The following is a 20,585-nucleotide window of genomic DNA, read 5'->3' as shown; positions in this document are numbered from 1 at the left end:
GGGTCTTTTCGATCCCTCGACCCGAGTGAGCCATGACCAACAGCGAAGTACGCGTTCGTTTCTGTCCGTCCCCGACCGGAACCCCGCACGTGGGCCTCGTGCGCACCGCCCTGTTCAACTGGGCTTTCGCCCGTCACCACGGCGGCACCTTCGTGTTCCGCATCGAGGACACCGACGCCGCCCGCGACACCGAGGAGTCGTACCGGGCCATCCTCGACGCGCTCCGGTGGCTCGGGCTCGACTGGGACGAGGGCCCCGAGGTGGGCGGCCCGTACGAGCCGTACCGGCAGTCGCAGCGGCGAGACCTGCACCTCGACGTCGTCGCCCGGCTGCTCGACGCGGGCGAGGCGTACGAGTCGTTCTCCACGCCGGAAGAGGTCGAGGCGCGCCACCGCGCTGCCGGCCGCGACCCGAAGCTCGGCTACGACAACTACGACCGCGATCTGACCGCCGAGCAGCGGCAGGCGTACCGCGAGGAGGGGCGCAAGCCCGTCGTGCGCCTGCGCATGCCCGATCACGACCTGACCTGGAACGATCTGGTCCGCGGTGAGACCACGTTCAAGGCCGGCACCGTGCCCGATTTCGCACTGACCCGCGGCAACGGCATCCCGCTCTACACCCTGGTCAACCCCGTGGACGATGCCCTCATGCGGATCACCCACGTGCTGCGGGGCGAAGACCTGCTCTCGTCGACGCCGCGCCAGCTCGCCCTCTACGAGGCGCTGCAGCGCATCGGCGTGACCGATTTCACGCCCGAGTTCGGTCACCTGCCGTTCGTGATGGGTCAGGGCAACAAGAAGCTCTCCAAGCGCGACCCCGAGTCCAATCTGTTCATCCACCGCGACCGCGGCTTCATCGCCGAGGGCTTGCTCAACTACCTCGCGCTCCTCGGCTGGGGGCTGGCCGACGACCGTGACGTCTTCTCGCTCGACGAGATGGTGGCCGCGTTCGACATCGCCAAGGTGAACTCGAATCCGGCGCGGTTCGACCAGAAGAAGGCCGACGCCATCAACGCCGAGCACATCCGCCTGCTCGAGCCGGGCGACTTCACGGCACGGCTGAAGTCGTTCCTCGTGGAGCACGGCCGTATCACCGCGGACGTCGACGACGCCCGGTTCGCGGAGGCGGCCGAGCTGGTCCAGACCCGCATCGTGGTGCTGTCGGACGCGTGGGACCTGCTGAAGTTCCTCTACGTCGACGAGGCCGACTTCGTCCTCGACGAGGCGGCCGCAGCCAAGAACCTCGGTCCCGACGCCGCGCCCGTGCTCGATGCGACGATCGCTGCGGCCGGTGGCGTGGCCGAGTGGAAGGCGGCGTCCCTCGAGGAGGCCCTCAAGGCCGCGCTGATCGACGAGCTCGGCCTCAAGCCTCGCAAGGCCTTCGCGCCGGTGCGCGTGGCCCTCACGGGCTCGCACATCAGTCCGCCGCTGTACGAGTCCATGGAACTGCTCGGCCGGGACGTCTCGCTGGCGCGTCTGCGTGCCGCCCGCGCCCGCATCGCCTGAGCCGGTCCGGGCCCGGCGGCGGGATCGCCCGTGGCCGGGCCGGGCCGGATTTACCCGGCCTGACCAGGCGATTTGTAATTGGGGGCACCGATGGTGCTAACCTTCTTCTCGGTTCGGAACGGAGGCCGCACCGCCGCGAGGCGGGTCTCCGGAACAAGCCATTGGGGTATGGTGTAATTGGCAACACAGCTGATTCTGGTTCAGCCATTCTAGGTTCGAGTCCTGGTACCCCAGCGTCTGCCCGGTGATTTTGTCACCGAGCCTCGGCCGGTTAAGCTGGCTGAGCCTCCGCCGCAAGGTGGGGGAGTACCGGAGAAGAAGTTCCTGGCCCCGTCGTCTAGCGGCCTAGGACGCCGCCCTCTCAAGGCGGTAGCGCGGGTTCAAATCCCGTCGGGGCTACCACGGAAGGCCCTTCGATCGCGAGTTCGAAGGGTGTTCTTCTCCGAGCAGTGAAAGTTCCTGGCCCCGTCGTCTAGCGGCCTAGGACGCCGCCCTCTCAAGGCGGTAGCGCGGGTTCAAATCCCGTCGGGGCTACCAAACGAAGGTCCCTGCCGATCCACGGATCGGCAGGGACCTTCGTCGTTCTGCGCTCGTCAACCACTCTTGCGCCGGAAATTGCGGCGGTGGTCGGCGCTGCCGTGCGGCGCCTGCGCCTTGGCCCTCCCGTCGAGATGGTCCGTGCCGCGGCGGGCGTGCTGATTCTTGCGTTCGAGGGCTGCGCGGAACTGCTCCGCGATCCGCTCCTCGTTCGGCTCGTGCATCGCTGTCTCCCTTCCCCACCCGGTACTCGGCCGGGCCATCGGGAATCTAACCCGGCAGCCCTGCGTCTGTCGCCCGGTTTTCCAGCGATTCGAACAGGTACGGCGCGGTGCTGCCGCCGATCGGCATGGCCGCCAGTCCCAGCTTGCGGTGATCCCAGGACCGGGTTCGTTCCGCGACGACGCGCACCGCGACACGCTTGTGCATCATCTGCTCGATCGCGGGACGCACGTCCTCGGTGTACGGGCCCGTGTAGCGCTCCCACACGCTCCGGCACACGCGGAACAGCACGTCCCGGTCCTCGACCACCTCGGCATGCCCCTCCAGGGAGACTCCGCGCAGCGTGTCGTACGTGTGGCCGTCCTCGACGAGCGCGCTGATCCGGTTGTCGCGCCGCAGATTGACCGCCTTCTGCGACTTCAGCTTCGTCTCGAACCACATCTCGCCGTCGAGCACGGCGTACCACATCGCGACGAGGTGGGGGAGGCCGCCGGGGCCGACGGTGGCCATCGTCGCGACGCGGCTGCGGCCGAGGAAGTCGCCGATCTCGGCGTCGGACATCGTGATCTGTGCGCGCTGGTGGGTTCCCATCCGTGCACTGTGGCACAGGAGCCGGCGGATGCGACAGCCTTCTAGAGCCGCTTGTGCAGGGCGTCGGCGGCCGCGAGCAGGTCCGCGGCCCACCGCGCTCCGGGCCGGCGGCCCATCCGGTCGACGGGTCCCGAGACGGAGATGGCGGCGACGACCGAACCGGAGGCATCGCGCACCGGTGCGGCCACCGAGGCGACGCCGGGTTCGCGTTCGGCGACGCTCTGCGCCCAGCCCCGGCGACGCACCTCGGCGAGCACCCGCTCGCCGAATGCGGCCTCCGGCAGGATCGCCCGCTGCGTCGCGGCGTCGGCCCAGGCGAGCAGGACCCGCGCGCCGGACCCGGCAGTCATCGGCAGTCTCGCACCCACGAGGACGGTGTCGCGCAGACCTGTCGGTGGTTCGAGTGCGGCGACGCATACCCGGTGCGTGCCCTCCCGCCGGTACAACTGCACGCTCTCCCCGGTGATCTCGCGCAGCCGCGGGAGAACGAGCGAGGCCGCATCGACGAGCGGGTCACCCGCGCCCGCGGACAGTTCGGCCAGGCCGGGGCCCGGTCGCCACTGGCCGTCGCCGTCGCGCGCGAGCAGCCGGTGCACTTCGAGCCCGACCGCGAGGCGGTGGGCAGTGGCGCGGGGTAGTCCGGTGCGAGCGCACAGTTCGGTGAGGTTGCACGGTTGCCGAGCCACCGCGTGGAGGACCGCCATGGCTTTGTCCAGCACTCCGATCCCGCTATGCTGTCTCATAGGTCGATACCTCCGTCTCGCATAATGGGAAGCATAGCCCACGCGGAAACCGGCGGGGACGACAGTATTCGCGGCCCGGGACAGCCCGAGAACGGGAACCGCGTTCGTCACGTACGACAGGTGGAGAAGATGGCTGGAAAGACTCTGGCGGAGAAGGTGTGGGACCAGCACGTGGTCGTGCGCGGTACGGGAGAGGGGGCGGCACGGCAGCCGGACCTGATCTACATCGATCTGCATCTCGTGCACGAGGTCACGAGCCCGCAGGCGTTCGACGGACTGCGGCTGGCGAATCGGCCCGTGCGGCGCCCGGACCTGACCATCGCGACCGAGGACCACAACGTGCCCACGGTCGACATCGACAAGCCCATCGCCGACCCCGTCTCGCGCACCCAGGTCGAGACGTTGCGCCGCAACTGTGAGGAGTTCGGCATCCGGCTGCATCCGATGGGGGACGTGGAGCAGGGCATCGTCCACGTCGTCGGACCACAGCTCGGACTGACGCAGCCGGGCACGACGGTGGTGTGCGGCGACAGTCATACCTCCACCCACGGCGCCTTCGGTGCCCTGGCGATGGGTATCGGCACCAGCGAGGTCGAGCATGTGCTGGCGACCCAGACGCTTTCGCTGCGCCCGTTCAAGACGATGGCGATCACCGTCGACGGCGAACTGCCCCCCGGCGTCTCGAGCAAGGACCTGATCCTCGCCGTCATCGCCGAGATCGGCACCGGCGGCGGCCAGGGCTACGTGCTCGAGTACCGCGGCGAGGCCATCCGGAAGCTGTCGATGGAAGCGCGGATGACCATCTGCAACATGTCCATCGAGGCGGGCGCCCGGGCCGGGATGATCGCACCGGACGAGATCACCTACGAGTTCCTGAAGGGCCGCCCGCACGCCCCGCAGGGCGCGGACTGGGACGCCGCGGTGGCGGCGTGGGAGCAGTTGAAGACCGACGAGGATGCGGTTTTCGACGCCGAGGTCCGCATCGACGGGTCGGCTCTGACGCCCTTCGTCACGTGGGGCACCAACCCGGGGCAGGGCGCGCCCCTCGGTGCGTCGGTGCCCGATCCGGCGGCGATGGCGGACGAGAGCGAGCGCCTCGCGGCCGAGAAGGCACTGCGGTACATGGGACTCGAACCCGGGACGCCGCTGCGGGAGGTGCCCGTCGACACCGTCTTCGTCGGGTCGTGCACCAACGGCCGGATCGAGGATCTGCGGGCCGTCGCCGACGTCCTGCAGGGCCGCACGGTCGCCGACGGTGTCCGCATGCTCGTCGTGCCCGGATCGATGCGCGTTCGTGCCCAAGCCGAAGCCGAAGGTCTCGGTGAGATATTCACGGCCGCAGGGGCGGAATGGCGTCAGGCCGGCTGCTCGATGTGCCTGGGCATGAATCCGGACCAGTTGGCACCGGGTGAGCGCTGCGCTTCGACCTCGAACCGGAACTTCGAAGGCCGCCAAGGCAAGGGCGGACGCACCCACCTCGTCTCGCCTCAGGTCGCGGCGGCGACTGCGGTGCGCGGCACTCTCTCCGCTCCGGCGGATCTGGACTAGGTCACGGAACCGAAGGAGAATTTTCGATGGAAGCCTTCACCACTCACAAGGGAATCGGCGTCCCGCTGCGCCGGTCGAACGTCGACACCGATCAGATCATCCCTGCGGTGTACCTGAAGCGAGTCACTCGAACCGGATTCGAGGACGGGCTGTTCGCCGCGTGGCGCACGGATCCGTCCTTCGTGCTGAACACCCCGCCGTTCGACCGGGGCAGCGTCCTGGTGGCCGGCCCGGACTTCGGCACCGGGTCCTCGCGCGAGCACGCCGTGTGGGCGCTGTCCGACTACGGTTTCCGCGTCGTCATCTCGTCCCGCTTCGCCGACATCTTCCGGGGCAACGCCGGCAAGGCCGGATTGCTGGCCGCGCAGGTCGAACAACCGGACGTCGAATTGCTCTGGAAGCTCATCGAACAGCAGCCGGGGCTGGAGCTCGAGGTCGATCTCGGCGCTCGTACCGTGACCGCCGGAACCACCGTGGTGCCGTTCAGCATTGACGACTACACCCGGTGGCGGCTGTTGGAGGGTCTCGACGACATCGGACTCACGTTGCGCCAGGTAGAGGCGATTTCCGAGTACGAAAACGCAAGGCCTTCTTGGAAACCACGAACCCTTCCGGCGCCCTGATCGAGTCCTCGAATCGAGCCTCGGCGGGCCGGATCCGACTGCACGTCCGGATCCGGCCCGCCGGCAATTTGCATGAGAATTGGCGTGGCACATAGACTCTTGCCCGTTTGCGGGTCTACCGTGGACTCGAGTCGGTCTGACGGTGGACCGTAATGTGCGGAGGAATGCAATGAACAAGGCAGAGCTGATCGATGTTCTGACCGAGAAACTCGGTTCGGACAGGCGCACAGCAACGGCGGCCGTGGAGCACATGGTCGACGCGATCGTGCGTGCAGTGCACTCGGGCAAGAGCGTCACCATCACCGGATTCGGTGTCTTCGAGCAGCGCCGCCGCGCAGCCCGGGTCGCGCGCAACCCGCGTACGGGTGAGACCGTGAAGGTCAAGCCGACGTCGGTGCCGGCGTTCCGCCCCGGCGCTCAGTTCAAGGCGGTCATCGCCGGTTCGCAGAAGCTCCCCGCGACTGGTCCGGCCGTCAAGCGCGGCGCGGCTGCGGCGGCCAAGAAGACCGCGGCGGCGAAGAAGACCGCCGCCAAGAAGACCGCGGCGGCGAAGAAGACCGCCGCCAAGGCCGCTCCGGCGAAGAAGACCACGGCGGCCAAGGCTCCGGCCAAGACCACCGCGGCGAAGAAGACCACCGCGGCCAAGAAGACCACGGCGGCCAAGGCTCCGGCCAAGACCACCGCGGCCAAGAAGACCACCGCGGCCAAGAAGACCACGGCGGCCAAGGCTCCGGCCAAGACCACCGCGGCCAAGAAGACCACCGCGGCCAAGAAGACCACGGCGGCCAAGGCTCCGGCCAAGACCACCGCGGCCAAGAAGACCACCGCGGCCAAGAAGACCACCGCGGCGAAGAAGACCACGGCGGCCAAGAAGGCACCGGCCCGCAAGGCCGCCGCCAAGAAGTAGCAGTTCCGGCACGGCGCGGGTCCGGAAGACCGTCGCCGAGAAGGGGCGCCGCCGAGAGCGGCGCTACCGCCCGGGTCCCGTCCGTTCGGCGGCCATCGGGGGAGATCTCCCCCGATGGCCGCCGACGTGCGTTCAGGCGGCGCCGGGGGGCAGTGGGCTGTCGATGTGGTCCACTGCGACGAGCCGGTCGCCGGCCAGCGACAGGACCCAGGTGCTGCCCTTCCGGTTACGCGTGTTCGGCGCGACCACCCCGTCGTGCTCGGCCCACCATCGCACGAGGTCCGGAATCACCTTGCCCTGGCTGCAGATCACCGGCACGCCACCGCGCTGGGCGAGCTCGAGTGCCCGCTTGCGTCCGAGTTGCGGATCGGCGCCGTATTCCTCCTCCGTCAGGGAGGGCTCGACGGCGACCTCGACCCCGAGCCGGTCCGCGAGCGGTTGCACCGTCTGCACACAGCGCGCCCGGTCCGCGGCGACCACGCTGTCGGCGCCGAACGCGAGCAGTTGAGGCACGAGGGCCTGGGCCTGGGCGCGGCCCGCCGCGTCGAGGGGCCGGTCCCGATCGTCGCCGCGGTGGTTCTTGCGGCTGCCGGCCTTCGCGTGCCGCACGATCAGCACCGTCGCCGTGTCCGGCGGCAGGGCCTGGAAGCGCCGCAGCACCGTATGGTCCATCGGGTACGACAGGGCCGCGTAGGCGTCGTCGGGTGCGAGCCAGCGCAGTTCGTCGACCTCGTCGTTCGGGACGAACCGGCCGCTGCATGCCGCGGCGGCCCAGTAGTCCACTCGCTTGAGCTTCCGGTGACCCGGAACCGGGTAGGTGACCTTGCCGAGAGACCGGCCGAGGCGCGCGGAAATCCCGGTCTCCTCCTCGATCTCGCGTACGGCGGCGACGACGGGAGTCTCGCCGGGATCGAGCTTGCCCTTGGGGAAGGACCAGTCGTCGTAGCGCGGCCGGTGCACGACGGCGATCTCGATACGGTTCCGGGCGGTCGGGTTCCTTCGCCACAGGACGGCCCCGGCGGCGAAGATGTTGGCTCGCATTGCGTTGTCGGAAACGGGGGACACCGACATCCTTCCGATCAGGAGCTGCGGCTGCGCATGAGCTCTTCTTGGTGGTCGCGGGCGGCGGTTCCCGGTGCCGGCGACGCGAGCCAGGTGCCGTCGGCCCGCAACGTCCAGCACCGGGTCGCCGGATCGAGCGCCGACTCGAAGATCGAGTCGAGTTGCGCAGCCAGCCGGGGATCCTTCACCTGGGCCATCACCTCCACCCGGCGGTCGAGGTTGCGATGCATCATGTCTGCGCTGCCGATCCAGATCTCGTCGGCCGCCCGGAAATGCAGGACGCGCGAATGCTCCAGGAATCTTCCGAGAATGGACCGCACCGTGATGTTCTCACTGAGCCCCGGCACTCCGGGCTTGAGCGCGCAGATGCCGCGCACGACGATCTCGACCGGTACCCCGGCGCGGGAGGCACGGTACAGCGCGTCGATGACCTGTTCGTCGACGAGCGCATTGGCCTTCAGGCGGATCCCGGCGTCGCGTCCGGCCTGGTGGTGCTCGATCTCGGTGTCGATCCGTTCGATGATGCCCGACCGCACGCCGTGCGGGGCGACGAGCAGGTTGCGGTACTTCGCCTTCCGCGAGTACCCGGTGAGAGTGTTGAACAGGTCGGTCAGGTCCGCGCCGATCTCCGGTGCCGCGGTGAGCAGACCGACATCCTCGTACAGACGCGCAGTCTTCGGGTTGTAGTTGCCGGTGCCGATGTGGCAGTAGCGGCGGATGAGCGAGCCCTCGCGGCGGACCACGAGGCACGTCTTGCAGTGGGTCTTGAGACCCACCAGGCCGTACACCACGTGCACGCCGGCCTGCTCCAGCTTGCGGGCCCACTTGATGTTCGCCTGTTCGTCGAAGCGTGCCTTGATCTCCACCAGCGCCACCACCTGCTTGCCGGCCTCCGCCGCGGCGATCAACGCGTTGACGATGGGGGAGTCGCCCGAGGTGCGGTAGAGGGTCTGCTTGATGGCGAGCACCTGGCTGTCGGCTGCGGCCTGCTCGATGAACCGCTGCACGCTGGTGGAGAAGGAATCGTAGGGGTGGTGCACCAGCACGTCGCCCTCGCGCAGCGTCGAGAACACGCTCTTGGGGGTCTCGCGCTCGCCGAAAGCGGGGTGGGTGGCCGGCACGAACGGCCGGTCCTTCAGATCGGGCCGGTCGACGTCGTGCACCTGCCACAGACTCGACAGGTCCAGCAGTCCCGGCAGCTGCACCACGTCGGCGGGATCGACGTCCAACTCGCGCAGCAACAGTTCGAGCATGTGCTCGGTCATGTCGTCGGCGACCTCGAGGCGCACCGGGGAACCGAAACGGCGACGGGCGAGTTCCCGCTCGAGTGCCTGCAGGAGGTCCTCGTCGCGGTCCTCCTCGACCTCGAAGTCGGCGTTGCGGGTGACCCGGAAGGCGTGGTGCTCGACGATCTCCATCCCCGGGAACAGCACGTCGAGGTGTGCCGCGATGAGTTCTTCGAGCGGAAGGAATGCGTCGATCTCGTCCGGTGAGCCGTCCCGCCGGACCCGCACGAAGCGATCGACGTTGTCGGGCACCTTGACCCGAGCGAAGTGCTCGCCGGCGGACTGGCGATCCTTCACGGTGACAGCGAGGTTGAGGCTCAGCCCGCTGATGTACGGGAACGGGTGCGCCGGATCGACCGCGAGCGGGGTCAGAACCGGGAACACCTGCTCGGCGAAGTGAGCGGTCAGGCGCTGCTTCTCGTCGTCCGCCAGATCGTCCCACCGGATGATCGAAATGCCTTCGGCAGTCAGAGCGGGCAGGACCGAGTCGAGGAAGACGAGGGCGTGGCGGCGCGCGATCTCCTGGGTGCTGCGCGCGATGAGCGCGAGTTGCGCTCGTGGCGACAGCCCGTCGGCGGAGCGGACCGACAAGCCGGTCTCGGCGCGACGCTTGAGGCCGGCGACGCGCACCATGTAGAACTCGTCGAGATTCGAAGCGAAGATGGCGAGGAACTTGGCGCGTTCGAGCAGCGGCAGCGACGTGTCCTCGGCCAGCGCGAGCACCCGCGCGTTGAAGTCGAGCCAGCTCAGTTCGCGGTTGAGGTAGCGGTCCGGGGGCAGACCGTCGGCGACGGCCTGCAGCGTCGTGGCGGCGGGCGGGGCGCTCGGCGCCGAGGCCGAACGGGTAGCGGTCGCACCGTCGAGGCCGCCTCCTCCGTCGCCGGATGCCCCGGCGAACCCGGGAGGGTCGGTGTCGATGCGCTGGTCCGTGGAATCGCCGTGTTTCACACGTCGATCATCCCTCAGTTTCGGAACGGCGGACAATCCGTCGGCGTCCGTCACCCGAAGTCGGGATGACGAACAGGCATCGGCCATCCGATCCGTCCGAGCGCCGACGCCGTCGCGGGCCCGACGCCCTGCACCGTCGCGGCCTCGAGGTCGGCGACGGTGTCGACGTCGAGCCGCAGCCCGGGCCAGTCCCCGGGTAGGGGGCGGGCGCCCGCCCGCACGTGACGGTGCGCCGAATCGGGACCGAACAGCGGGACGAGGGGTCCGGGCGTGCAGTGCAGCAGCGCCGAGGTGCCGGTGCCGGTGTGGTCCACGACGACCGCCCGGCCGGCCTCGCGTGCCGCGGACAGCGCCGCGGACAACTCGGCGGGCCGCAGCGCCGGCAGGTCCGCGTGCAGCGCGATCAGATCCACGCCCGGCTCGCGGCAGCGCACCCGGTGGGCGGCGGCGGCGAGCGCTGCGTTCAGTGGATCGACGGAGGCGGGATCGACGGAGGCGGGATCGACGGGGGCGGGATCGACGGATGCGCCGGCCGTGCAAGCCGCCGGGGGATCGGCGAGTGTGTGCGCGCCCGCGCCGAGGGCGAGCGCGGCGACGTCGGCGTCGGTGGTGATGACGGTGACGGCGAGCCCCTCGACCGCCAGCGCCGCGTGCAGGGTGTCGGCGAGCATCGCGAGCACCAGGGCGGCTCGGTCGCCGGGGTCGAGGACGTGCGCGAGCCGCGACTTCGCCAGGCCGAGGGCCTTGACGGGAATCAGCACGTGCGCGGTGGTCATGGTCGTCGATTCTGCCAGTCGGCGGCGACGGCGGTCGCGGGCGCGGGCGGTGGGCGATACTGGAGCAGCCGCGGCGCTGGTCTGCGGACGGGATCGGACACGAGTAAGGGGACTGCGTGAGCAAGGCTGCGGTGTTGGGAGCGGGGTCGTGGGGGACGGCCTTCGCCAAGGTGCTGGCGGAGGCCGGAACGGACGTGACGATCTGGGCGCGGCGTGCGGAGGTGGCCGAGGCCATCGCCACCCGGCACGAGAACCCGGACTACCTGCCCGGCGTCGAACTGCCCGCCACGGTGCGCGCCACCGCGGATCATCGCGTCGCTCTCGACGGAGTGGACTTCCTCGTCCTCGCGGTGCCGTCGCAGACGTTGCGCGCGAATCTCGGGGCGTGGCGCGACGACATCGGTCCCGACGCGACCCTGTTGAGCCTGGCGAAGGGCATCGAGAGCGGCACCCTCATGCGGATGAGCCAGGTGATCGCTCAGGTGACCGGCGCCGAGCACGACCGCATCGCGGTGCTGTCCGGACCGAATCTCGCCCGTGAGATCGCCGATCGGCAGCCCGCCGCCACGGTGATCGCATGCTCCGACTCCACTCGCGCTCTCGAGATTCAAAGAGCATGTGCCACTGGTTATTTCAGGCCGTATACGAATACGGACGTGATCGGCTGCGAGATCGGTGGCGCGTGCAAGAACGTCATCGCCCTCGCGTGCGGCATGGCGGCCGGGGTCGGACTCGGTGACAACACCGTCGCCTCCATCATCACTCGCGGCCTGGCCGAGATCACGCGGCTGGGAACTGCCCTCGGCGCCAAGCCGGCCACGCTGGCCGGACTCGCCGGCGTGGGCGACCTCGTGGCCACGTGCACCTCGCCCCTGTCGCGCAACCGGTCGTTCGGCGAGCGGCTGGGACGGGGAGGGACACTCGAGAGTGCGCAGGAGGCCACCCACGGCCAGGTGGCCGAGGGGGTCAAGTCGTGCACCTCCGTCCGGGCGCTGGCGGCCAGTTACGACGTGGAGATGCCGCTCACCGACGCCGTGCACCGCGTCTGCTACGAGGGCATGTCGGTGCCCGAGGCGATCGGACTGCTCCTCGGCCGTCGAGTCAAGCCGGAGTGAGGGCGTGCCGGGGGACTCGACGCGTTGCGTGAAAGCTGTTGCCGCCGAACATGTGCCGGGGGAGCCGCTGCAACCCGGCCCGGTTCTCGCGGCCCCCTACCAGCTCGGGGCGGAGGGCACCGAAACCGACACCTACGCCCGCGCCTCCCATCCGGGCTGGCGGGCCCTCGAATCCGCGCTGGCCGCGCTCGAGGGCGCGGCGGCAGCCCGGGTCGTCGGATCCGGAATGTCGGCGGTCACCGTCGCGCTGCGGTCGCTGAGCCGGGGCGGCGGCACCGTCGTCGTCCCCGCCGACGGGTACTACCAGGTGCGGGCCTACGCGCGCGAATGCCTCGAACCCCTCGGCATCACGGTTCACGAACTCACCTGCGCCCAGTTCGGCGACGGAGGTCTACGCGCGGTCCTCGCCGGTGCTGGTGCGGGCGCGCTCGTGCTCGCCGAGACCCCGTCCAACCCGGGACTGGACGTCGTCGACCTGCGCGCCACCGCGGCACTGTGCCGGACCGCAGGCGCCCTGCTCGTGGTGGACAACACCACCGCCACCCCGCTGGGGCAGCAGCCACTCGCGCTGGGCGCGGACGTCGTCGTCGCCAGCGGCACGAAATCGCTCAGCGGGCACAGCGATCTGCTGATGGGGTACCTCGCCGTGGCCGACGGCGCACTCGTGCCACCCCTCGACCGCGAGCGCCTGCTCTCCGGCACCGTCCTCGGTCCGTTCGAGACGTGGCTGGCACACCGAAGCCTGGGCACCGCCGGGTTGCGCTTCGACCGGCAGTGCGCCAACGCGCTCGCCGTGGCCACGATGCTGCGTGAGCATCCCGCGGTCGGTGGCGTCCGATACCCCGGTCTGGACGACGATCCCGCGCACCCCGTCGCCGCGGCGCAGATGCGCCGGTTCGGGCCGCTGGTGACGTTCCGGCTCGACGACGAGCAGCAGTTCCACCGGTTCGTCGCGGTGAGCGAGCTCGTCACCGCCGCGACCAGTTTCGGGGGCATCCACACCACCGCGGACCGGCGTGCCCGCTGGGGTGATCCCGTACCGCCCGGCTTCGTGCGGTTGTCCTGCGGGATCGAGGACACCGCCGACCTGCTCGACGATCTCGACCGTGCGCTCGCCCGGCGCTGAGCAGGACTCGGATACCGGCCGGGCGGGCGGCACCGGTACGGTTTGTGCCGTGAGCACACCCCGAATCCGGGTGGCCGTCGTCTTCGGTGGCCGCAGCAACGAGCACTCCGTCTCCTGCGTTTCGGCAGGCAGCATCCTGCGCCACCTCGACCCGCAACGCTACGAGGCCGTCCCGATCGGTATCACCACCGACGGCGCCTGGGTGCTCGCCGACTCGGACCCGGAACGGCTCGCCAAGGCGGGCCGCGAACTGCCGACCGTCGACGCGGACGGTTCGGCGCTGGTGCTCACCGCCGATCCCACCCGGGCCGGTGACATCGTCGCCCTCGCCGAGGGCGAGTTCGGCAAGGTCCTCGCCTCCGTCGACGTCGTGTTCCCCGTGCTGCACGGCGCCTATGGCGAGGACGGCACCATCCAGGGGCTGCTCGAACTCGCCGGCGTCCCGTACGTGGGACCGGGCGTCCTCGCCAGCGCCGCCGGGATGGACAAGGAGTTCACCAAGAAGTTGCTGGCCGCGGAGGGTCTGCCCGTCGGATTCCAGGTCGTGCTGCGGCCCGGCACCGCGACCGTCACCGAGCAGCAGAAGCAGCGTCTCGGCCTCCCCGTGTTCGTCAAGCCCGCCCGCGGCGGATCCTCCATCGGGATCAGCCGTGTCGCCGACTGGGCGGCGCTCGATGCGGCGATCGACAAGGCTCGCCGGCACGACCCGAAGGTGATCGTCGAATCCGCGATCGTCGGCCGCGAGGTCGAATGCGGTGTACTGGAGTTCCCCGACGGCGACGTGCGCGCCAGCGTCGTCGCCGAGATCCGGATGCCCGACCCGTCCGGCGATCACGAGGCGTTCTACGACTTCGACACCAAGTACCTCGACGACGTGTGCGAGTTCGACGTGCCCGCCAAGCTCGACGACGACGTCTCCGACCGGATCCGGGACCTCGCGGTCCGCGCCTTCCGCGCCCTCGACTGCCAGGGCCTGTCCCGGGTCGACTTCTTCGTCACGGAGGACGGGCCGGTGATCAACGAGATCAACACCATGCCCGGGTTCACGTCGATCTCGATGTACCCGCGCATGTGGGAGGCCAGCGGCCTCGAGTACCGCACGTTGCTCTCCACCCTGGTCGACACCGCCCTGGCCCGGGGGACCGGGCTGCGCTGAGCCGTCCGGACGCGGACTAGTCTGGAGGCCATGACTGCCGTGACCCCTGACTCATCTGCGACCGTTTCCGGGGACGTCCGGGCGACCGGCGCCGGGGACACCCGCGAGGCCGTGCACGCCGCGGCCCGTCGCGCCCGCGTCGCCTCCCGCCGGCTCGCCCTGCTCACCACCGCGCAGAAGGACGCCGCCCTGCACGCCGCGGCGGACGCCGTGCTCGCCGCGTCCGACGCGGTGCTCGCTGCCAACGCCGAGGACATCGAGACCGCCCGCGCGGCAGGCACCGAGGAATCCCTCCTCGACCGGCTCCGTCTCACCCAGGCCCGGGTCGAGGGCATTGCGGCGGGGTTGCGCCAGGTCGCGGGGCTGCCCGACCCGATCGGCGAGGTCGTCCGCGGCTCGACCCTGCCCAACGGCCTCGAGATCCGGCAGATGCGGGTGCCGCTCGGCGTCGTCGGGATGGTGTACGAGGCCCGGCCGAACGTGACCGTCGACGCCTTCGGGCTGGCCCTCAAGTCCGGCAACGCGGCCCTGCTGCGCGGGTCGTCGTCCGCCGCCCGTTCCAACGCGGCGCTCGTCGAGGCCCTGCGCGGCGCCCTCGCCACGCAGGAACTGCCGGAGGACGCCGTGCAACTGCTGCCGAGCGCGGACCGATCCTCGGTCACGCACCTCATCCAGGCCCGCGGACTCGTCGACGTCGTCATCCCTCGTGGCGGCGCCGGCCTGATCTCCGCCGTCGTCCGCGACGCCACCGTGCCCACCATCGAGACGGGCGTGGGCAACTGCCACGTGTACGTGCATGCGTCGGCCGATCCGGAGATGGCCGAGAAGATCGTGGTCAACGCCAAGACCCGCCGGCCCAGCGTGTGCAACACCGCCGAGACGATCCTGGTGGACAAGGCCGTCGCCGACGACGTCGTGCCCCGGCTGCTGCAGGTACTGCGCAGCCACGGCGTCACCGTGCACGGCGACCTGCCCGGCCTCGAACCGGCCACCGAATCGGACTGGGCCGACGAGTACCTGAGCCTCGACGTCGCGCTCGCCGTCGTCGACGACCTGGACGCGGCCGTCGCGCACATCGACCGGTACGGCACCGGGCACACCGAGGCCATCGTCACCTCCGACCTCGCCGCGGCCCGTGAGTTCTCCGCGCGGGTCGATGCCGCAGCCGTCATGGTCAACGCTTCGACGGCGTTCACCGACGGCGAGCAGTTCGGGTTCGGCGCCGAGATCGGCATCTCCACCCAGAAGCTGCACGCCCGCGGCCCGATGGGACTGCCGGAACTCACCTCCACCAAGTGGGTGGTCTGGGGCGACGGCCACACCCGGCCGGCCTGAGGTCGGCCCGACGGCGTCGACGAGACCCCGCACCCCGACCGGCCTGCCCCGACGAAAGGACACAGCGTGGACCGTGCGCTGCCGACCACCCCGCCGATCTTCGCCGACGTCGACGAGGTGATCGACCGCCTCGCCGAGACGGGATACCTCGCCGACAAGGCCACCGCCACCGCGGTGTTCCTCGCCGATCGCCTCGGCAAGCCGCTGCTCATCGAAGGCCCCGCCGGGGTGGGCAAGACCGAGCTGGCCCGGGCGGTGGCGCAGACCTCCGGCGCCGAGCTGGTGCGGCTGCAGTGCTACGAGGGGGTCGACGAGTCGCGGGCGCTCTACGAGTGGAACCACGCCAAGCAGATCCTGCGGATCCAGGCCGGTACCGACCACTCCTGGGACGCGACCAAGCAGGATGTGTTCTCCGAGGAATTCCTTCTGCCGCGCCCGCTGCTGACGGCCATCCGCCGGGAGGACCCGACGGTGCTGCTCGTCGACGAGGTCGACAAGGCCGACGTGGAGATCGAGGGTCTGCTGCTCGAGGTGCTCAGCGACTTCGCGGTCACCGTGCCCGAACTCGGCACCATCAGCGCCACCCGCAAGCCCTTCACCGTGCTCACCTCGAACGCGACCCGCGAGTTGTCCGAGGCCCTCAAGCGACGCTGCCTGTTCCTGCATCTCGACTTTCCCGATGCCGACCTCGAGCGCCGCATCCTGGCGAGCCGGGTTCCGGAGCTGCCGGAGGCGGTCGCCGAGCAGCTCGTCCGCACGGTCCGGGTGCTGCGCGGCATGCAGCTCAAGAAGCTGCCGTCGGTGGCGGAGACGATCGACTGGGGCCGCACACTGCTCGCCCTGGGCCTGGACACCCTCGACGACGCGGCGGTCCGGGCCACGCTCGGCGTGATCCTCAAACACCAGTCCGATCAGCTGCGGGCCGCGGCCGAGCTGCGGTTGAACTGACATGGCCGGGGCACGCCCGCCGCTGCGGGACCACGGGCCGTCGGCGCCGCACGGGCTGCCCGGCCACCTCGTCGGGTTCGTCGAGGCGCTGCGCCGCCGCGGCATCCCCGTAGGACCGTCGGAGACCGTCGACGCCGGCCGGGTCATCTCGGTGCTCGACCTGCTCGACCGCGACGCCCTGCGCGAGGGGCTGGCGTGCGCTCTGCTGCGCCGGCCCACCCATCGGCCGACCTTCGACGCCCTGTTCGACCTGTGGTTCCCGGCAGCGGTGGGACGCCGCGAGGCCGGCGGGATCGATCCGACGCTGCCACGCACCCCGGACGGCGAGATCGATTTCGAGGCGCTGCGGGACCTGATCGCCGAGATGCTCGCCGACGACTCCGCCGAGGCGTTCGAGCTCGTCGAGTTGCTGACCGCGCAGATCGTCGAGGAACTGGGCCAGTACACCTCGGGTGACAAGTCGTCGTTCTCGGCGTACCAGGCCCTGCGCCAGGTCTCGCCCGAGACACTGGTGTCGAAGATCCTCGAGGGACTGCTCGGCAATGCCGGTCCCGAGGAGCGGGCTCAGGACACCGAGTACGCCACCGAGGTGGCCCGCCGCACGGCAGCGCGCCGGGTGGCGGACTTCCGGGCGATGGTCGAACGCGAGACGCGGCGCCGCACCGCCGAACAGGTCGGACGCGACCGCGTCGCCACGTACGGGGTGCCCAGACTGGCCGAGGAGGTCGACTTCCTGCGAGCCACCGACGCCGAGCTCACCGCGCTGCGCCGCAGCGTCACCCCGCTGGCGCGGCTGCTCGCGAGCCGGCTCGCCGCGCGCCGGCGACGGGCCCGCGCGGGGGCGATCGACCTGCGCCGGACCCTGCGCAAGTCGATGTCCACCGGCGGAGTGCCCATCGACCTCGTCAATCGCAAGCCACGCCCCGCCCGTCCGGAGCTCGTGGTGCTGTGCGACGTCTCCGGATCGGTCGCCGGCTTCTCCCACTTCACGCTGCTGCTCGTGCACGCCTTGCGCGAGCAGTTCTCCCGCGTCCGGGTGTTCGCGTTCATCGACAGCACCGACGAGGTCACTCACCACTTCTCCGCCGGCGCGGATCTCGGGGTCGCCATGTCGCGGATGCTGCGTGAGGCCGAGCTGATCGCCTACGACGGCCACTCCGACTACGGTCACGCGCTCGGCGTGTTCACCGAGCGGTACGCGCACAGCCTCACCAGCCGCAGCTCACTGCTCGTGCTCGGCGACGCACGGACCAACTATCGCGATCCCAACCTCGCCGCGCTCGAACACCTGGTGGCCGTTGCCCGGCACGCCCACTGGCTCAATCCGGAACCACGCGGCCAATGGGGAGCCGGAGATTCGGCGGCCGAGGTGTACCGCGAGGTGATCACGATGCACGAGTGCCGGTCCGCACAGCAGCTGGCGCAGGTGGTGGCGGCCCTGCTGCCGGTGTGAACCCGTAAGCTGGACCATCGTGCACGAGCCATCCGTCCCGAATTCCCCGCCGCGCCGGCGCGTCGGTGTCATGGGCGGAACCTTCGACCCCATCCACCACGGGCATCTCGTCGCAGCCAGCGAAGTAGCCGACCGGTACGATCTCGACGAGGTCGTGTTCGTGCCCACCGGACATCCCTGGCAGAAGTCGGGACACGATGTCAGCACGGCAGAGGACCGCTATCTGATGACGGTCATCGCGACCGCCTCGAATCCGCAGTTCTCCGTCAGCCGGGTCGACATCGAACGCGAGAAGGCCACCTACACCGTGGACACACTGCGCGACCTGCGTGCCCTGATGCCCGACGCCCAGTTGTACTTCATCACCGGCGCCGACGCGATGGCATCGATCCTGTCGTGGCAGGACTGGGCCGAGCTGTTCGAGCTGGCCCGGTTCGTGGGGGTGTCGCGTCCGGGCTACGACCTGCACGTCGAGCACCTCGCCGAGCATCTCGCGAAGCTGCCGTCCGACACCGTCGGTCTCGTCGAGATACCTGCGCTGGCCATCTCGTCGACCGACTGCCGGACGCGGGTGCGTGAGCACAGACCCATCTGGTACCTGGTGCCCGACGGGGTGGTGCAGTACATCAGCAAGCGCAACCTGTATCGGCCCGCGAACTCGCGGCGCCCCGACGGCACGACGACCGTGTCTCATCCCCACCCCGAGTCCTGTCCCCACCCCGAGAGGAAGACCCCGCAGTGACGGCAACTGCAGAAGCCATCGAGATGGCACGCATCGCGGCCCGCGCGGCCGACGAGAAACTGGCCACCGACGTGGTGGTGCTCGACGTGTCCGAGCAACTGGTCATCACCGACTGCTTCGTGATCGCGTCCGCGGCCAACGAGCGCCAGGTCAACGCGATCGTCGACAACGTCGAGGAGAAACTGCGGCTCGCCGGGCACAAGCCCGTGCGGCGCGAAGGCACCCGCGAGGGTCGTTGGACGCTGCTGGACTACGTCGACGTGGTGGTGCACATCCAGCACGACGACGAACGCAACTTCTACGCACTCGACCGGTTGTGGAAGGACTGCCCGGTGATCACCGTCGACGGCATCGGCGCGCCCGCGCCGGCGGGTGACACCGGCGCGCCCGCGCCGGCGGGTGACACCGGCGCGCCCGCGCCGGCGGGTGACACCGGCGCGCCCGCGCCGGCGGGTGACACCGGCGCGCCCGCGCCGACCGGTGACACCGGCGCCGGTGCAGCGGCAGGCGGCACCACTCCCGTCCCGGACGACGCACCGGGGGACCGGTGACCCACGCGGTACCGGTCCGGCGGCTGATCCTGGTACGCCACGGCCAGACCGAATACAACGCCACCAGTCGCATGCAGGGGCAGCTCGACACCGAGCTGTCCGCGCTGGGGCGGCGGCAGGCCGTGGCCGCGGCCAGGGTCCTCGTCGAGCACAGTCCCGTGGCCATCGTCTCGTCCGATCTGCGGCGCGCCTACGACACCGCCGTCGAACTCGGTGACCAGGCCGGGCTGCCGGTGGAAATCGATCCGAGGCTGCGCGAGACCCATCTCGGCCGGTGGCAGGGCCTGACCCATCACGACGTGGACGCGGTGTCCCCGGGGGCCCGCGCGGCGTGGCGGGCCGACGCCACCTGGGCACCCCCCGAGGGTGAGAGCCGGGTCGACGTGGCGCGGCGCAGCGCCCCGGTGATCCAGGAACTGCTCGACAAGCACGAGCAGTGGGTGCATCGGCCGATCATCGTCGTCGCGCACGGCGGACTGATCGCGGCACTCACGGCCGCCCTGCTCGATCTTCCGGTCGACCGGTGGCCGGTCCTCGGCGGACTCGGCAACACCGGCTGGGTCCAGCTCAGCGGATACGGTGACCGGCCCGCGTGGCGCCTCGACGTGTGGAACGCGACGGCGACGGTGGCGGCCGATGACGTCCTCTGAGCCACGGCCGACGGCCGGTCCGCGCCGGCCGACGCTGCTGGTGATCGGGGACTCCCTCAGCTACTACGGCCCGAAGGGCGGGCTCCCGGCGGACCATCCGCGAATCTGGCCGAACATCGTGGCGCGCGAACTCGACTGGGACGTGGAGCTCGTCGCACGGATCGGGTGGACGACCCGCGACGCGTGGTGGGCCATGACCCAGGATCCGCGCGTGTGGGCGACGATCCCGCGGGCCGGTGCCGTCGTGCTGGCCGTCGGGGGCATGGACACCCTGCCGTCCCCGCTGCCGACGGCGCTGCGCGAAACACTGCGTTACGTACGCCCACCGCGGTTACGCCGCGTCGTACGGGAGACCTACGGGTGGCTGCAGCCCCGGCTGTCCCCGCTCGGCTGGCCGGTGGCCCTGCCGCCGCGGGTCAGTGTGGACTACCTCGAGACCATCCGCGAGTCGCTGGCGTACATGCGGCCGGACCTTCCGGTGATCGCCACGCTGCCGTCGGTACACCGCAGCGCGCAGTACCGCGCGGTGCACCGCGGTCGTCCCGCCGCAGCCCGGGCCATCAACCGGTGGGCGTCCGAGAAGTCGGTTCCGCTGGTCGATCTCGGCGAGGCCGTGCACGCGGACATCCACTCCGGGGACGCGAATCCGGACGGCATCCACTGGGGTTGGAACGGGCACAGCGAAGTTGCCGCCGCGGTGGCCGAGGCGGTACGGATGGTGCACCGGGATGCGCGCGTCGCCGCGGAGAACATACGGTAGG

Annotated in this window: 19 protein-coding genes, 3 tRNA genes and 1 pseudogene; 17 read left to right on the top strand and 6 right to left on the bottom strand. The window is 70.4% G+C overall.

The window, feature by feature from the left end:
* The first annotated feature begins 32 nt into the window (after positions 1-32).
* The 4 genes from gltX (at position 33) to ACWPQI_RS14905 (ending at position 2,042) form a co-directional block, all read left to right on the top strand.
* Positions 33-1,505, top strand: a complete 1,473-nt coding sequence (gltX, locus tag ACWPQI_RS14920; protein ID WP_010596560.1) for a glutamate--tRNA ligase — start codon at positions 33-35, stop codon at positions 1,503-1,505.
* A 162-nt stretch (positions 1,506-1,667) separates the two neighbouring features.
* Positions 1,668-1,739: transfer RNA gene (locus ACWPQI_RS14915), tRNA-Gln, on the top strand.
* 92 nt (positions 1,740-1,831) lie between these two features.
* Positions 1,832-1,907 (top strand) — tRNA-Glu (locus tag ACWPQI_RS14910).
* Between the two features lie 59 nt (positions 1,908-1,966).
* Positions 1,967-2,042 (top strand) — tRNA-Glu (locus tag ACWPQI_RS14905).
* Between the two features lie 56 nt (positions 2,043-2,098).
* On the opposite strand, the gene ACWPQI_RS14900 is transcribed toward ACWPQI_RS14905, so the two are convergent.
* Genes ACWPQI_RS14900 through ACWPQI_RS14890 form a run of 3 tightly spaced genes read right to left on the bottom strand, consistent with a single transcriptional unit; the run spans position 2,099 to position 3,598 of the window.
* Positions 2,099-2,266: a DUF5302 domain-containing protein gene (locus ACWPQI_RS14900; RefSeq protein WP_010596559.1), complete on the bottom strand. Its 168-nt coding sequence runs from the start codon at positions 2,264-2,266 to the stop codon at positions 2,099-2,101.
* 46 nt (positions 2,267-2,312) lie between these two features.
* A complete protein-coding gene (locus ACWPQI_RS14895; protein ID WP_010596558.1) occupies positions 2,313-2,855 on the bottom strand; it encodes a pyridoxamine 5'-phosphate oxidase family protein in 543 nt (180 codons plus the stop codon).
* Between the two features lie 41 nt (positions 2,856-2,896).
* Entirely contained in the window at positions 2,897-3,598 is a 702-nt protein-coding gene (locus ACWPQI_RS14890) for an IclR family transcriptional regulator (protein WP_010596557.1), read from the bottom strand.
* A 129-nt stretch (positions 3,599-3,727) separates the two neighbouring features.
* On the opposite strand from ACWPQI_RS14890, the gene leuC reads away from it, so the two are divergent.
* From leuC to ACWPQI_RS14875, 3 genes are all read left to right on the top strand, one after another.
* On the top strand, positions 3,728-5,146 hold the full coding sequence (gene leuC / locus ACWPQI_RS14885) for a 3-isopropylmalate dehydratase large subunit (protein WP_010596556.1): 1,419 nt from the start codon (positions 3,728-3,730) through the stop codon (positions 5,144-5,146).
* Between the two features lie 26 nt (positions 5,147-5,172).
* A complete protein-coding gene (gene leuD, locus ACWPQI_RS14880; RefSeq protein WP_017680306.1) occupies positions 5,173-5,769 on the top strand; it encodes a 3-isopropylmalate dehydratase small subunit in 597 nt (198 codons plus the stop codon).
* A 169-nt stretch (positions 5,770-5,938) separates the two neighbouring features.
* Positions 5,939-6,676 carry an HU family DNA-binding protein gene (locus tag ACWPQI_RS14875; protein WP_048770802.1) on the top strand — a complete coding sequence of 246 codons (738 nt, stop codon included), beginning with the start codon at positions 5,939-5,941 and terminating at the stop codon, positions 6,674-6,676.
* Between the two features lie 132 nt (positions 6,677-6,808).
* Here the strand turns inward: ACWPQI_RS14875 and ACWPQI_RS14870 are convergent, their stop codons facing one another.
* The 3 genes from ACWPQI_RS14870 to cofC are packed head-to-tail and all read right to left on the bottom strand — an operon-like array spanning position 6,809 to position 10,748.
* A complete protein-coding gene (locus tag ACWPQI_RS14870) occupies positions 6,809-7,747 on the bottom strand; it encodes an NUDIX hydrolase (protein WP_010594219.1) in 939 nt (312 codons plus the stop codon).
* Positions 7,748-7,755: 8 nt separating this feature from the next.
* Positions 7,756-9,972 carry an RNA degradosome polyphosphate kinase gene (locus tag ACWPQI_RS14865; RefSeq protein WP_017680309.1) on the bottom strand — a complete coding sequence of 739 codons (2,217 nt, stop codon included), beginning with the start codon at positions 9,970-9,972 and terminating at the stop codon, positions 7,756-7,758.
* Positions 9,973-10,022: 50 nt separating this feature from the next.
* Entirely contained in the window at positions 10,023-10,748 is a 726-nt protein-coding gene (cofC, locus tag ACWPQI_RS14860) for a 2-phospho-L-lactate guanylyltransferase (protein ID WP_099527997.1), read from the bottom strand.
* 116 nt (positions 10,749-10,864) lie between these two features.
* On the opposite strand from cofC, the gene ACWPQI_RS14855 reads away from it, so the two are divergent.
* The 10 genes and pseudogenes from ACWPQI_RS14855 to octT all read left to right on the top strand — a co-directional run bounded on the left by ACWPQI_RS14855 (position 10,865) and on the right by octT (position 20,584).
* A complete protein-coding gene (locus tag ACWPQI_RS14855; RefSeq protein WP_010594222.1) occupies positions 10,865-11,863 on the top strand; it encodes an NAD(P)H-dependent glycerol-3-phosphate dehydrogenase in 999 nt (332 codons plus the stop codon).
* Positions 11,864-11,867: 4 nt separating this feature from the next.
* On the top strand, positions 11,868-12,989 hold the full coding sequence (locus ACWPQI_RS14850; protein ID WP_026137647.1) for a cystathionine gamma-lyase: 1,122 nt from the start codon (positions 11,868-11,870) through the stop codon (positions 12,987-12,989).
* 49 nt (positions 12,990-13,038) lie between these two features.
* Positions 13,039-14,145, top strand: coding sequence for a D-alanine--D-alanine ligase family protein (locus tag ACWPQI_RS14845; protein WP_026137648.1), 1,107 nt, complete (start codon positions 13,039-13,041; stop codon positions 14,143-14,145).
* A gap of 30 nt (positions 14,146-14,175) precedes the next feature.
* Complete coding sequence (locus ACWPQI_RS14840) at positions 14,176-15,480, top strand: glutamate-5-semialdehyde dehydrogenase (protein ID WP_010594225.1); 1,305 nt, start codon at positions 14,176-14,178, stop codon at positions 15,478-15,480.
* A gap of 66 nt (positions 15,481-15,546) precedes the next feature.
* Positions 15,547-16,428 (top strand): AAA family ATPase, encoded by an 882-nt coding sequence (locus ACWPQI_RS14835; protein WP_003937011.1) that lies wholly within the window; start codon positions 15,547-15,549, stop codon positions 16,426-16,428.
* A 1-nt stretch (position 16,429) separates the two neighbouring features.
* Positions 16,430-17,881, top strand: a complete 1,452-nt coding sequence (locus ACWPQI_RS14830) for a vWA domain-containing protein (RefSeq protein WP_017680311.1) — start codon at positions 16,430-16,432, stop codon at positions 17,879-17,881.
* Between the two features lie 70 nt (positions 17,882-17,951).
* Positions 17,952-18,623 carry a nicotinate-nucleotide adenylyltransferase gene (gene nadD, locus ACWPQI_RS14825; protein WP_010594227.1) on the top strand — a complete coding sequence of 224 codons (672 nt, stop codon included), beginning with the start codon at positions 17,952-17,954 and terminating at the stop codon, positions 18,621-18,623.
* Positions 18,620-19,015, top strand: a pseudogene (gene rsfS / locus ACWPQI_RS14820) (ribosome silencing factor); the annotation flags it as partial. The gene nadD and the pseudogene rsfS, both read left to right, overlap by 4 nt.
* Positions 19,016-19,170: 155 nt before the next feature.
* Complete coding sequence (locus tag ACWPQI_RS14815; RefSeq protein ID WP_010594229.1) at positions 19,171-19,824, top strand: histidine phosphatase family protein; 654 nt, start codon at positions 19,171-19,173, stop codon at positions 19,822-19,824.
* Positions 19,811-20,584, top strand: a complete 774-nt coding sequence (gene octT / locus ACWPQI_RS14810; protein ID WP_026137649.1) for a diglucosylglycerate octanoyltransferase — start codon at positions 19,811-19,813, stop codon at positions 20,582-20,584. The genes ACWPQI_RS14815 and octT overlap by 14 nt, the downstream gene beginning before the upstream one ends.
* Position 20,585: the final 1 nt, after the last annotated feature.

The organism is Rhodococcus sp. LMD (assembly GCF_056108245.1).
Note: the sequence above shows the minus strand (reverse complement) of the source record. Positions and strands in the feature narration are given on the sequence as shown.

Excerpts from the sequence above, each read along its gene's own strand:
- gltX (WP_010596560.1), top strand. The coding sequence starts at position 33 with ATGACCAACAGCGAAGTACGCGTTCGTTTCTGTCCGTCCCCGACCGGA.
- ACWPQI_RS14900 (WP_010596559.1), bottom strand. The coding sequence starts at position 2,266 with ATGCACGAGCCGAACGAGGAGCGGATCGCGGAGCAGTTCCGCGCAGCC.
- ACWPQI_RS14895 (WP_010596558.1), bottom strand. The coding sequence starts at position 2,855 with ATGGGAACCCACCAGCGCGCACAGATCACGATGTCCGACGCCGAGATC.
- ACWPQI_RS14890 (WP_010596557.1), bottom strand. The coding sequence starts at position 3,598 with ATGAGACAGCATAGCGGGATCGGAGTGCTGGACAAAGCCATGGCGGTC.
- leuC (WP_010596556.1), top strand. The coding sequence starts at position 3,728 with ATGGCTGGAAAGACTCTGGCGGAGAAGGTGTGGGACCAGCACGTGGTC.
- leuD (WP_017680306.1), top strand. The coding sequence starts at position 5,173 with ATGGAAGCCTTCACCACTCACAAGGGAATCGGCGTCCCGCTGCGCCGG.
- ACWPQI_RS14875 (WP_048770802.1), top strand. The coding sequence starts at position 5,939 with ATGAACAAGGCAGAGCTGATCGATGTTCTGACCGAGAAACTCGGTTCG.
- ACWPQI_RS14870 (WP_010594219.1), bottom strand. The coding sequence starts at position 7,747 with ATGTCGGTGTCCCCCGTTTCCGACAACGCAATGCGAGCCAACATCTTC.
- cofC (WP_099527997.1), bottom strand. The coding sequence starts at position 10,748 with ATGACCACCGCGCACGTGCTGATTCCCGTCAAGGCCCTCGGCCTGGCG.
- ACWPQI_RS14840 (WP_010594225.1), top strand. The coding sequence starts at position 14,176 with ATGACTGCCGTGACCCCTGACTCATCTGCGACCGTTTCCGGGGACGTC.
- ACWPQI_RS14830 (WP_017680311.1), top strand. The coding sequence starts at position 16,430 with ATGGCCGGGGCACGCCCGCCGCTGCGGGACCACGGGCCGTCGGCGCCG.
- nadD (WP_010594227.1), top strand. The coding sequence starts at position 17,952 with ATGGGCGGAACCTTCGACCCCATCCACCACGGGCATCTCGTCGCAGCC.
- octT (WP_026137649.1), top strand. The coding sequence starts at position 19,811 with ATGACGTCCTCTGAGCCACGGCCGACGGCCGGTCCGCGCCGGCCGACG.